The organism is Pelomonas sp. KK5, from assembly GCF_001984095.1.
Lineage (GTDB): Bacteria > Pseudomonadota > Gammaproteobacteria > Burkholderiales > Burkholderiaceae_C > KK5.
This window is the reverse complement of sequence record NZ_LYVQ01000163.1, coordinates 1-14790: the sequence shown is the minus strand read 5'-3', so window position 1 is coordinate 14790 and position 14790 is coordinate 1. Positions and strand designations below refer to the sequence as shown.

Sequence of the window (14790 nt, the reverse complement as noted above, 5' to 3'; positions counted from 1 at the left end):
CCGATCGACGACACGATCACCGTGCTCGAGGACGGCACCGCCACCGCCACGGCCGCCACCGGCCTGCTGGCCAACGACCTCGAGACCCGCAACGGCAGCATCACGGCGGCCAGCTACGACAGCGACAACGACGGCGTCGCCGACACCGCCATCACGATCGGCACGGCCACGGCGATCAAGCGCAATGGCGTGACCGTGGCCACCGTCACGATCAACGCAGACGGCAGCTACACGATCGCGCCGGCCCTCAACGTGGACATCGCGTTGCCGCTGATCTCCTACACGCTGACCACCCCGCTGGGCAGCAGCACGGCCAAGGTGAACATCGGCGTCACGCCGGTCAACGACGCGCCGCTGCTGGCCGACACCTCGCTCGACATGTACGCCACGCTGGGCGCCACCGTGCCGACCGGCGCGGTCGGCACGCGGGTGGTCGACCTGGTCGGTGGCGTCAGCGACGTGGACACCGGCGCCGTCAAGGGCATCGCCATCACCGCGTCCAGCGCGCTGGGCACGCTCTACTACTCGACCGACGGCGGCGTCACCTGGACGGCGATTCCCGTCGGCAGCCCGATCAGCGAGACCAGCGCGCTGCTGCTCGCTGCCGACGCGAACACCCGCATCTACTTCAAGCCGACGACGGTCGGCGCCGACATCACGAACGCGCTGACGATCCGCGCCTGGGACCGCACCAGCGGTACGGCCGGCAGCCGCGGCGACGCCAGCGCCCATGGCGGCAGCACCGCCTATTCGGACGCCACCGACACCATCGCCGTGCACGGCAACAACGCGCCGGTGGTGAACAACGCCGCCACCACGACCTACGCGGCCGACCGCACCGAGGACGACCCGGTGCCGATGGGCGCCGTCGGCTCGCTGATCTCCAGCTACACCGGCAGCATCAGCGATGCCGACGCCGGCGCGAAGAAGGGCATCGCCGTCACCGCCACGGCCGGCGATCCGGCCAGCGGCACCTGGTGGTACACGACCGACGGCGGCGTCAGCTGGACCGCCATCGGCACCGTCTCCGATGCCAGCGCGCTGCTGCTCGCCGACAACGCGAACACCCGCATCTACTTCCAGCCCAAGGCCGATTTCAACGGCCTGGTCAGTGCCTCGGCACTCACCTTCAAGGCCTGGGACCAGACCTCGGGCACGGCCGGCCAGAGGGCCAACGCGAGCAGCGGCAGCGCCTTCTCCACCGCGACCGACACGATCTCCGTCACCGTCGCCGCGGTCAACGACGCGCCGGTGCTGGTGGACATGGACCGCACGCTGGGCACCGTCGCCGAGGACGCCGCTGCGCCCGTCGGTGCCGTCGGCTATGCGCTGACCACGGCCGCCAGCGGCCTGTTCATCGACACGACGGGCATCACCGACGTCGACGGCGGCTCCGTGCGCGGCTTCGCCATCACCGGCGCCGACAGCGCCAACGGCACCTGGTACTACTCGACCAACGGCGGCACCAACTGGATCGCGCTCGGTTCGGTCTCGGATGCCAACGCGCTGCTGCTCAGCAACGCCGGCACCAACCGCCTGTACTTCAAGCCCAATGCCGACTTCAACGGCACGGCCACGCTGACCATCCGCGCCTGGGACCAGAGCAACGTCGCCACCCAGGCCAACGGTTCCCGGGCCAACGTCTCCGTCAACGGCGGGACGACAGCCTACTCCAGCGCCACCGACACCGCGGCCATCACCGTCACGCCCGTGGCCGACATCGTGACGGACACGCTCACCACGGCGGAAGACACGCCCATCACCTTCGACCCGCTGGCCAACGACAGCTTCACCGCCGCCGACCGCATCATCACCTCGGTGGACGGCGTCGCCATCACGGCCGGCGGCCCGGCCGTGGCCGTGACCCACGGCACGCTGAGCCTGGCCGCCGACGGTCGCACGCTGACCTTCACGCCCGCCGCCGACTTCAACGGGGCGCAGTTCAGCTGGGCTTATACAGTCAAGTCCGGCGGTGTCACCGAGTCGAGCACGGCCACCAACCTGATCAAGATGACCGTGACGGCCGTCCCCGACGCGCCGCGCATCGACCTGGACACCGGCACGGCCGGCAGCGACAGCATGGTCGCCTACGACCAGATCTCGGTCGCCCTCGGTCCGGCGATCAGCGTCAGCGACCCGGACGGCGACAACATCGCCTCGATGACGGTCACGCTGGCCGGCGCCACGGCGGCCGACAGCCTGGCGCTGGCCTACAGCGTCACCGGCGTCAGCGGCAGCTACAACGCCGCCACCGGCGTGCTGACGCTCAGCACCACCAACGGCGTCTCCGGCAGCACGCCGGCGCAGTTCCAGACGGCCCTGCAGGCGGTGCGCTACACCTCGACATCCGCCTCCGCCGCGGCCCGCTCGATCACCGTGAGCGCGACCTCGGTCACCACGCCGACGGCCTCCAACCTCGCCACCGCCACCATCACGCCGCTGGACAGCGACGCCGACGGCGTGATCAACCGCATCGACATCGACGACGACAACGACGGCATCCTCGACGTCGTCGAGAGCCCGTACTCGACCGACGCGAGCATCGTCTACCCGGTCTACACCAGCTATCCGAAGTCGGACTTCCTGGGAACGTCCAAGGTCATCACCGGCACGCTGGGCTCGGTCGACTTCACGGTGACCTCCACCCAGCCGATGGCCACAACCGGAGCGATCTTTGGCAACAACGTATTCCCCGACGAGTTCGATGTGCCCGCGACCGGCACGGCCATCGCCAACGACAACGCCGCCACGCTGACCATCACCTTCTCGCAGCCGGTCACCAATCCGGTGATCATCCTGGCGTCCATCGGCCAGAGCGGCACCAGCGTGCCGGTGGAGTTCAGCGACCCGATCACACTGCTGTTCTCCCAGGGCATCACCGTCAACAGCGCAACCAGGATCACCGGCCAGGAAGGCTATGCCGTCGTGCAGCTGACGGGGACCTTCACCACCTTCTCGCTGCAGTACCTGGCCTCCGAGCACTGGGTCAACTTCGCCTTCGCCGCCCAGGCCGCACCCATGGTCAACCCCGACCGGGACGCCGACGGCGTTGCCGACCGGCTCGACCTGGACAGCGACAACGACGGCATCAGCGACAACGTGGAGGCCCAGTCCAGCACCAGCTTCAAGCCGGCCAGCGGCAAGGGCGCCGCGATGATCGACGCCGACCATGACGGCCTGGACGACCGCTACGACGCCAACACCGCCGACATGACCGCCGCGGCCAGCCAGGGCCTGACGCCGGTCAACACCTACGGCGGCTCGCAGGCCGATTACCTGGACGTCGACACCGACGGCGACGGGACCCTCGACATCGCCGAGCGCGGCGACGGCCAGCCCACCTCCATCACCTTGATGGCCGACACCGACCGCGACGGCCTGCTCGACATCTTCGAGCACGGCAGCGTCAACGATGGCTACAACGTCGACGACGGCGTCTTCAGCACCAGCGGCAGCGGCCTGACCAAGACGGTCACCACCGTCAACCTCGCCGACAGCGACAACGATACAGCCGACAACGGCAGCGACGCCCAGCCGCCCGGCATGGACTTCGACTGGCGCGACAACTTCGCCGGCGTCGCGCCGCCCCAGGCGCTGGACGACACGGTCACCGTCACCGAGGACACGACGCTCGCCGCCGGCGCCGCCAGCGGGCTGCTCGCCAACGACCTGCAGGCCCGCGGCGCTACCATCACCGCCGCCAGCTATGACAGCAACGGCGACGGCACGCCCGACACCGCCATCGCGATCGGCGTGACCACCACGATGCTGCGCAACGGCGTGGCCGTGGGCACGATCAGGATCAACGCGGACGGCAGCTACACCATCGTGCCGGCCGCCAACCTGGACACCGCGCTGCCGGTGGTCGCCTACACGATGAGCGCCCCCGGCGGCAGCAGCAGCGCCCGGATGAACATCGCCGTCACGCCGGTCAACGACGCGCCGGTGCTGGCCGACACCTCGCTGGACCTCTACGCCACCATGCCCAGCAACGGCGCGCCGAGCGGCGCGGTGGGCAACCTGGTGAGCGACCTGGCGGGCGGTATCAGCGACGTGGACACCGGCGCCGTCAAGGGCCTGGCGATCACCGGCTTCGACGCCAGCCAGGGCAAGCTCTGGTACTCGACCAACAACGGCGCCACCTGGATCGCGCTCACGTCGGCCAGCGATGCCGCCGCGCTGCTGCTGGCCGCGGACGGCAACACGCGGGTCTACTACCAGCCCAATGCCGGCATCATCGGCGACATCGCCAACGCGGTGACCGTGCGCGCCTGGGACCGCAGCAGCGGCACCGCCGGCGGCACCGCCAACGCCGGCGTCAACGGCGGCTCGACCGCCTTCTCCACCGCCACCGACACGATCGCCGTGCATGGCTCCAACACCGCGCCGCTGCTCAGCAGCACGCCGGTGCTCACGGCCGACCGTCTCGAGGACGACCCCGCGCCGGCGGGCGCCGTCGGCTCGCTGATCTCCGACTTCACCGTGGGCATCACCGACAACGATGCCGGCGCGAAGAAGGGCATCGCCGTCACCGCGCTGGACCAGAGCCACGGCATCTGGTGGTACACCACCGATGGCGGCACGACCTGGACCCAGGTCGGCACCGTTTCGTCCACCAGCGCGCTGCTGCTGGCCGACAACGGCAGCACCCGGCTGTACTTCCAGCCCGTCGCCGATTTCAACGGCAACGCCAGCAGCACCGCGCTGACCTTCAAGGCCTGGGACCAGACCTCAGGCGGCAACGGCCAGAAGGGCGACACCAGCATCTCCAGCGCCTTCTCCACGGGCAGCGATACGGTCTCGGTCAACGTGACGCCGGTGAACGACGCGCCGGTGCTGGTGGACGTGAACCGCACGATCATCAGCGTGAGCGAGGATTCCGCCGCCCCGGCCGGCAGCGGCTTCGGCACCGCGCTGACGACCATCGCCAGCCTGCACCTGACCGACACCGGCATCACCGACGTGGACAGCGGCTCGCTGCGCGGCATCGCCATCACCGCCGCCGACTCGACCAACGGCACCTGGTGGTACACGCTGGACGGCGGCACCACCTGGCAGCAGGTGGGCACGGTCTCCGACACCAACGCGCTGCTGCTCACCTGCGCCAGCAGCACCAAGCTCTACTTCCAGCCCAAGCCGGACTACAACGGCACGGCCACGCTCACCATCCGCGCCTGGGACCAGACCAGCGGCAGCAGCGGCGGCCGCGGCAATGCCAGCGTCAACGGCGGCACCACGGCCTTCTCGACCGCCACCGATGTGGTCACCGCGACCGTCACCTCGGTCACGGACATCGCGAACGACACGGTCACGACACCCGAGGACACGGTCAAGGTCTTCAGCCCGATCACCGGCAGCGGCGAGAGCGCCGGGGCCGACAGCTTCTCCAACCCCAACAAGCTGATCACCTCGATCGATGGCAAGGCCATCACCGCCGGCGGCCCGGCCGTGGCGGTGAACCACGGCACGATGAGCCTGGCCGCCGACGGCATCACGCTGAGCTTCACGCCGGATGCCAACTACAACAGCACGACGGCGATCAGCTGGGCCTACACGGTGCTCTCCGGCGGCGTTACCGAGTTCGGCACGATCAACATGACGGTGACATCGGTGCCCGACGCGCCGGCCATCGACCTGGACACCGGCAGCGCCGGCACCGGCTACGCGAGCAGCTACGACCAGGGCGCCGTGGCCATCGGCGGCGCCATCAGCGTCAGCGATGCGGACGGCGACAACATCGCCTCGATGACCATCACGCTGACCAACGCCACCGCGGCCGATCTGCTGAGCCTGAGCCAGACGGTCAACGGCATCACGGCCAGCTACGACGTCAACAGCGGCGTGCTGACGCTGACCGGCAGCGCGACGACGGCGGTCTATCAGTCGGCGCTGCAACTGGTGCGCTTCTCGACCACTTCGGGCAGCAGCGCAGCGCGCACGATCACCGTCGCGGCCACCTCCACCGCGGCACCCACGGCATCCAATGTGGCCACCGCCGTGCTGACGCCGATCGACACCGATGGCGACGGCGTCGCCAACGCCGCCGACATCGACGACGACAACGACGGCATCATCGACGACCTCGACGGCGTCTCCCCCAGCCTGGTGGGCAACTACATCGGCCCGACCTACTGGGACGTCTCCAGCGCCACCGTCACGAACGGCACGGTCACCTCGGGCTACTCGGCGATCGGCGCCGCCTTCGACGGCAACACGACGAGCTTCACCGTCTACGACCCGCTCGGCTACGACGCGGCAGGCAAGGTGCTGACGCAGCCGATGATCATCGGCGTCAATGCGCTGAATCCGCTGACGGTGGACAGCCTGTACCTGGCCCCCGATACCGGCGCCCAGGGCGACGGCCCTTACGACGTCGTGCTCAAGCTGTACGACGCCCAGGGCAAGCTGCTGGGCACCGAGAGCTTCAGCGGCCTGGACACGACACCGACCGGCTACACCACCTATGCGCTGAGCAAGACCTATGCGGGCGTGGCGCGGATGGAGCTGTGGGTCACCTCGATGTGGCCCGGCGGCGGCGCGAACACGGTGCAGATCCGCGAGATCGGCCTGGCCCTGAGCGCCGCTGGCGCGGCCAGGCTGGACACCGACGGCGACGGCATCGTCGACCGCCTCGATCTGGACAGCGACAACGACGGCATCCCCGACAACGTCGAGGCGCAGACCACGGCCGGCTACAAGCCGCCCAGCGGCCAGGGCGTGGCGATGATCGACGTCGACCACGACGGTCTGGATGATCGCTACGACGCCAACACGAGCAGCAAGGCGCCCGGCGCCAGCCAGGGCCTGACGCCCGTGGACACCGACGGTGACAGCAAGCCCGACTTTCAGGACACCGACAGCGACGGCGACGGCAAGCTCGACATCACCGAGCGCGGTGACGGCCAGCCGACCTCCGTCACCTCGACCACCGACACCGACCAGGACGGCCTGCTCGACATCTTCGAGCACGGCACGCCGAACGATGGCTTCAACGTCAACGACGGCTCGGTCACCAGCAGCGGCAGCGGGCTGACGGCCAGCGTCGTCAAGTTCAACCTCGCGGACACCGACGACGACATCGCCGACGACGGCCGCGACGCCAGCCCGCCCACGCGCGACCTCGACTACCGCGACAACGTCATCACCATCCTGGCGCCCGTCGCCGCGGACGACACGCTCGCCACCAGCGAAGACACCACGCTGAGCGCCAATGCCGCCGCCGGCCTGCTCGCCAACGACACGCTGCGCAGCGGCGCGACCATCGTCGCCATCAAGATCGACACCAACAACGACGGCACGCCGGATACGGCCATCACGATCGGCGCCGCCACCACCGTGCGCGACGCCGCCGGCCGCACCGCCGGCGCGCTGACCATCAACGCCGACGGCAGCTACAGCTTCGTCCCGGCGGCCGACTGGTACGGCTCGCTGCCGGCCATCTCGTACACGATCAGCAATGCCGGCGGCAGCAGCACGGCCAAGCTGACGATCAGCCTCAGCGCCGTGGCCGACATCGTGGCCGACACCGTCTCGGCCACCGAGGACACGCCGGTCAGCTTCAACCCGATCACCGGCGTTGGCGAGACTGCCGGTGCCGACAACTTCGAGGACAGCGGTCGCAAGATCACGCAGGTGGACGGCCAGGCCATCACGGCCGGCGGCGCCGCCATCACGCTGGCCAGCGGCGCGGGCACGGTGAGCCTCGCCGCCGACGGCAGCACGCTGACCTACACGCCCGCCGCCAACCTCAACGGCACGGTGAGCTTCGGCTACACGGTCACGGCCGGCGGCCTGACCGAGTCGTCCACGATCACGATCAACGTCGCCGCGGTGGACGACGCGCCGGTCAACACGCTGCCGGCCGCCTATGCCGTCAGCGAGGACGGCACGGTGCCGCTGATCGGCCTCTCGGTGGCCGACGTCGATGCCGGCAGCTCGACGATGACGGTCACGCTGACGGTCGCCTCGGGCACGCTGGCGGCCACGTCGGCGGCGGGGGTGACGGTCTCCGGCTCGGGCACCGGCACGCTGACGCTGAGCGGCACGCTGGCCAGCATCAACGCCTTCCTGCTCGCCACCGCGCCGGTCTTCAAGCCGGTGGCGGACTTCAACGGCACGGTGGCGTTGTCGATGGTCAGCTCCGACGGCACGCTCACCGACACCGACGGCAGCACGATCACCGTCGCCCCGGTGGCCGACATCGTCGCCGACCAGGTGTTGACCAACGAGGACACGGCGGTCACCTTCAACCCGATCAGCGGCAGCGGCGAGGTCTCGGGCGCCGACGGCTTCTCGAACCCCGGCCGCGCGATCACCGCGATCGACGGACAGGCCATCGCCGCGGGCGGCACGGTGGCCGTGGCCCACGGCAGCGTCACGCTCAATGCCGACGGCACGCTCACCTTCACGCCGGCGGCCAACTACAACGGCAGCGCCAGCTTCGGCTACACCGTCACCTCGAGCGGCGTGAGCGAGTCCTCGACGATCACCGTCACGATCGCGGCCGTCAACGATGCGCCGGTCAACACGCTGCCGGCCAGCTTCTCGGTGCTCGAGGACAGGACGCTGGTCCTCAGCGGCCTCGCCGTCACCGATGTGGACAGCGGCACGCTGACCGTCACGCTGACGGTGAGCTCGGGCACGCTGAGCGCCACGGCCGGCGGCGGCGTGACCGTGTCCGGCTCGGGCACGGCGGCGCTGGTGCTGACCGGCACGGTCACCGACCTGAACGCCTTCCTCGCCGGCCTGTCGTCGGCGCCCGTGTTCACGCCGCGGCCCGACTTCAACGGCATGGTCACGCTGCAGATGCTCAGCAGCGACGGCCAGGCCACCGATACCGACACGGGCTCGATCGCCGTCTTCGCGGTGGCCGACATCGTCGACGACCAGGTCAGCACCAGCGAGGACACGCCGGTCACCTTCGACCCGATCACCGGCGCCGGCGAGACCTCGGGCGCCGACAACTTCGAGGACACCGGCCGCAAGATCAGCGCGATCAACGGGCAGGCCGTCGTCGCCGGCAGCACCGTGACCGTGAGCAAGGGCACGGTCACGCTCAATGCAGATGGCACGCTGACCTTTACGCCCACCGCCAATGCCAACGGCAGTTCCACCTTCAGCTACACGGTGAGCGCCGGCGGCGTCACCGAGACGGCCAGCATCACCGTCACGATCGCCGCGGTGGACGACCCCTTCGTCAACGTGCTGCCGGCCAGCTACGCGGCCACCGAGGACGTGCCGCTGGCGCTGACCGGCCTGTCGGTCACCGACGCGGACGGCGACAACCCGGTGATCACGGTGACCCTCGCCGTCAGCTCGGGCACGCTGAGCGCCACTGGCCTGGCGGGCGTGACGGTGCAGAACTCCGGCACCGCATCGCTGACCCTGACCGGCACCCGCAGCGCGATCAACACCTTCCTCGGCGCCACGCCGCCGCTGTTCACGCCGGCCGCCGATGCCAACGGCGCGGTCACGCTGACGATGAGCAGCAGCGACGGCACGGCCGCCACCGCGGACACCGACCAGCGGACCATCACCATCGCCCCGGTGGCCGACATCGTGGCCGACCAGGTGAGCACCGACGAGGACACCAGCGTCGTCTTCAACCCGATCACCGGCAGTGGCGAGATCGCCGGCGCCGACAACTTCGAGGACGGCACCGCCCACATCACCGCGATCGCCGGCCAGGCGGTGACGCCGGGCAGCTCGGTCGCGGTGGCCAACGGCACCGTGACGCTGAACCTCGACGGCACGCTGAGCTTCGTGCCCACGGCCGATGCCAACGGCAGCTCGGTATTCAGCTACACCGTCACCGCCGGCGGCGTGACCGAGACGGCGAACATCACCGTCACGATCAAGGCCGTCAACGACGTGCCGGTGAACACGCTGCCCGCCAGCTACACGGTTGCCGAGGACGTGCCGCTGGCGCTCGCCGGCCTCTCGGTGGCCGATCCGGACGCCGGCCCGATGACGCTGAGCCTGGCCCTTACGTCGGGCACGCTGAGCGCCACCTCGGGCGGCGGCGTGGTCGTCGCCGGCTCGGGCACGGCCGCCCTGACGCTGACCGGCACCCGCGCCGACATCGACGCCTTCCTCGCCGCCACGGCGCCGGTGTTCACGCCGGTGGCCGATTACAACGGCGACGTCACGCTGCAGATGATCAGCGACGACGGCACCGCGCAGGACAGCGACAGCATCGCCATCCACATCACGCCGGTGGCGGACATCGTGGCCGACCAGGTCGCCACCAACGAAGACACGACGCTCACCTTCGACGCCCTGGCCAACGACAGCTTCGAGAACCCCGCCCGCAAGATCAGCGCGATCGACGGGCAGACGATCACCGCCGGCGGGCCGGCCGTCGCGGTGGCCGGCGGCGCGGTCAAGCTGAACACCGACGGCACGCTGAGCTTCTCGCCCACGCCGGACAGCAGCGGCACCAGCAGCTTCAGCTACACCGTCAGCTCGGGCGGCGTGACCGAGACGGCCACGGTGACCGTGACGGTCAACGCCGTCAACGACGCGCCGGTGCTGGCCGATACCGCGCTGGCGCTGGGCACGATCGCCGAGGACAGCGGCATCCCGACCGGCGCCATGGGCACGGCCGTCTCCGCGCTGACCGGCGGCATCACCGACGTGGACGGCAGCGGCCTCGGCATCGCCATCGTCGGCGCCGACACCACGCACGGCACCCTCTACTACTCGACCGACGACGGCGCCACCTGGACCGCGCTGCCGGCCGTCTCCAACGGCAGCGCGCTGCTGCTCTCGGCGGCCGGCGGCCGCATCGCCTTCGTGCCCACGACCGACTACAACGGCAGCCTCGCCAGCGCGCTGACGATACGCGCCTGGGATGGCAGCAGCGGCACGTCCGGCGGCACCGCGGACACCGGCAGCGGCGGCGGCAGCAGCGCTTTCTCCAGCACCACCGACACGGTGGCGCTGACGGTGACGCCGGTGGTGGACATCGTCGACGACACGGTCACCACGGCGGAGGACACGCCGGTCAGCTTCAACGTGCTGGCCAACGACACGTTCGAGAACAGCGGCGCCTACGTCAGCGCGGTGACCCAGCCGGCGGCGGCCGGCACCGTCAGCTTCCTGCCCGACGGCACGGTCACCTTCACGCCGGCCGCCAACTTCAACGGCGACGCGAGCTTCAGCTACACCGTCACCTCCGGCGGCGTGACCGAGTCGGCCACGGTGACGATCCACGTGACGCCGGTGGCTGACCCGGTCGAGGTCAGCGGCCTCGGCGACGGGCCGGACGGCACGACCGACGCGGCGGTGTACGAGTCCGCGCTGGCCGGCGGCACCGATGCCGGCAGCGGCAAGGACGTGGCCGACGGCAGCTTCGACGTCGGCCCCGCGGCCAACCTGGCCAGCCTCACCATCGGCAACTCGCCCGCGCTCACGCCGGCGCTGCTGGCGGCGGCCAGCGAGGCCACGCCGATCACCATCGCCGGCGCGCACGGCACGCTGGAGATCATCGGCTACGACGCGCGGACCGGCGTGCTCAGCTATCGCTACACGCTGACCGGCGCGGTGGACCACAGCGGCGGCATCGTCAACGACAGCTTCCTGATCAGCACGACCGATGCGGACGGCACCGTCACCGCCAATGCCGGCACGCTGGCGCTGCGCATCGTGGACGACACGCCGCAGGCGCAGGCCGACCGCGACGACATGATCAACATCCCGCTGCAGCCCAGCAGCACCGCCAGCGGCAACGTGCTGACCGGCAGCGGCGGCACCGACCCGAACAGCAGCGACGGCACGGCCGACATCGCCGGCGCCGACGGCGATCTGAAGGTCGCCGGCGTGGTGGCCGGCGACACCGGCGCGCCATCGAGCGGCGGCGTCGGCAGCGCCATCGCCGGTCAGTACGGCGACCTGGTCCTGCAGGCCGACGGCAGCTACACCTACTCGCCGCACTTCCTCGACCCGCTGGTGCAGAACATCACGCCCGGCGGCCACCTGACCGACGTCTTCACCTACACCGCCACCGACCACGACGGCAGCACCAGCACCACCACGATCAGCTTCCAGATCGTCGCCATCCCGGCCGTGGTGGGCACGACCGGCACCGTCATCGACGAGGCGGACCTGCCCGGCGGCACCCAGTCGGACGGCGGCCCGGCGCTGGTGGACGGCCAGTTCGGCGTGGTGCTGAACCCGCTGTACCCGCTGGCCGAACTGGTCTTCGGCACCACCCACTTCACGCTGGCCGAACTGCTCAACTTCCACGACGACAGCCCCTCGCAGGGCATCCCGATGGGGCAGGGCATCCTGACGATCACCGGCTACGACCAGGGCGTCGTCAACGCCAACGGCATCCTGGTCGGCACGGTGCATTTCACCTACCAGCTGACCGGCGCGGCGAACAACAGCGCGGGTGCCGTGACCGACAGCATCCCGATCACGCTGAAGGACATACTCGGCAACAGCACGCTGGATTTCCCGAAGCAACTGACGATCGAGATCGTCGACGACAGCCCGCAGGCGCGGCCCGATACGGCCGACGTGGACGAGGGCGGCGCCGCGGTGAGCGGCAACGTGGTGGCCAACGACGCGATAGGCGCCGATGGCGCGGTGGCGGGCGGGCCGGTGACCGGCGTGGCCGCGGGCGGCACGGCGGCGGCGGGCCATGTGGGCAGCGACGTGGCCGGCGCCTACGGCACGCTGGTGATGGGCGCCGACGGCCACTACAGCTACACGCTGGACCCGGACGATCCGTCCGTGCAGGCGCTGGCCGCCGGCCAGACGCTGACCGACGTCTTCACCTACGAGATCACCGATGCCGACGGCGATGTCTCCTCGACCACGCTGACCGTCACGATCCACGGCGTCAACGACGCGCCGGTCAACACGCTGCCCGCGCAGTACGTCGCCACCGAGGACGTGCCGCTGACGCTGGACGGCCTGTCGATCAGCGACGTCGATGCCGGCGACTCCGTGCTCACGCTGACCCTGCAGGTGGACTTCGGCCAGCTGCATGGCGAGGCCGGCGCCGGCGTCACGATCAGCGGTGACGGCACGACCACGCTGGTGCTGCAAGGCACGCTGGCCGACCTGCAGGCCTGGCTCGCCGCCACGCCGCCGACCTACGTGCCGGTGGGCGATTTCCATGGCGACATGCCCTTGTCCATGGTCACGCGCGACGACAGCGGCGGCGTCGCCAGCGACGACATCCTGATCCACATCCAGCCGGTGCAGGATGCCTTCGACGACACGGCGCAGACCGACGAGGACCACACGCTCGTCATCGCCCCGCTGGCCAACGACACCTTCTCGAATCCGGCCGCGCAGATCACCGCGATCGACGGCATCGCGATCGCGGTCGGCGGCGGCCCGGTGCGGGTCTCGAAGGGTGAGGTGACGCTGAACGCGGACGGCACGCTGACCTATGTGCCCGATGCCGATGCCAACGGCGTGGCGGTGTTCGAATACACGGTCAGCTCGGGCGGCGATGTCGAGTCCGCCAATATCACCGTCACGATCCGGGCCATTGACGATGCGCCGGTCAACACGCTGCCGGCGGGCGGCTATAGCGCCGCCGAGGATTCGCGGCTGCCGCTGGAGGGCCTCTCCGTGGCCGACGTGGATGCCAGCGGGCCGATCACGGTGACGCTGCATGTGGAAGCGGGCACGCTGGCCGCGCTGTCCGGCAACGGCGTCACCGTCAGCGGCTCGCGCACGGACACGCTGGTGCTGACCGGCTCGCTGGACGACATCAATGCCTTCCTGGCCGCAAACGCGCCGCTGTACCTGCCGGTCGACGATTTCAACGGCAGCGTGCTGCTGACGATGACCAGCGACGACGGCGAGCTGAGCGACGTCGACACCCGCACGATCACGATCGCCCCGGTGGCCGACATCGCCGACGACACCGTCAGCACCGACGAGGACACGCCGCTCACCTTCAACCCGCTGGACAACGACAGCTTCAGCAACGCCGACGCGGCGATCACCGCGATCGACGGCCAGCCGATCAGCGTCGGCGTGCCGCTGACGCTGGCGCACGGCACGGTGACGCTCAACGACGACGGCACGCTGACCTTCGCCCCGGCCGCGAACTACAACGGCCCGATGGACTTCGAGTACACGGTCACGTCCGGCGGTACGCAGGAGACGGCGACGATCCACCTCAGCGTCGATGCCGTCAACGATGTGCCGGTGCTGGGCGATCCGTCGGTGCCGGGACAGGGCCTCGATCCGGCGACCGGCACGTACTCGGGAACGATCGATGAGGACACCGCCTTCACCGGCCGGATCGGCGCCAGCGATGCGGATGGCGATGCGCTGAGCTACACCGAGACGACAGCGGCATCCCACGGCACCGTCAGCATCGCCGCCGATGGCTCCTACACCTACACGCCCACGGCGGACTTCAACGGCGCGGACAGCTTCGTTGTCACCGTCAGCGACGGCCATGGCGGCATGGTGCAGGCGACGGTCAAGGTCGGCGTCAATGCGGTCGCCGATGTCGCTTCCGACGCGGTCACCACGGACGAGGATACGCCGGTCACATTCAACGTGTTGGCCAACGACAGCTTCGAGAACAGTGGTGCCGTGGTCACGTCGATCACGCAGCCGGCCGCTGGCGGCATGGTCAGCTTCGCCGCCGACGGCACGATGACGTTCACGCCGGCAGCGAACTTCAACGGCAGTACGACGTTCAGCTACACCGTGACCTCCGGCGGTGTGACCGAGACGGCCACCGTCACGATCAACGTCACCGCGGTCAACGATGTGCCGGTCCTCAACGACCCGGGAACACCGGGCCAGACC

General features: G+C 70.0%; 1 protein-coding gene. It reads left to right on the top strand.

The window, feature by feature from the left end; genetic code table 11:
* On the top strand, positions 1 to 14790 hold a 14790-nt coding region (locus B0W88_RS22120), incomplete at both ends, for a tandem-95 repeat protein (protein WP_077036796.1).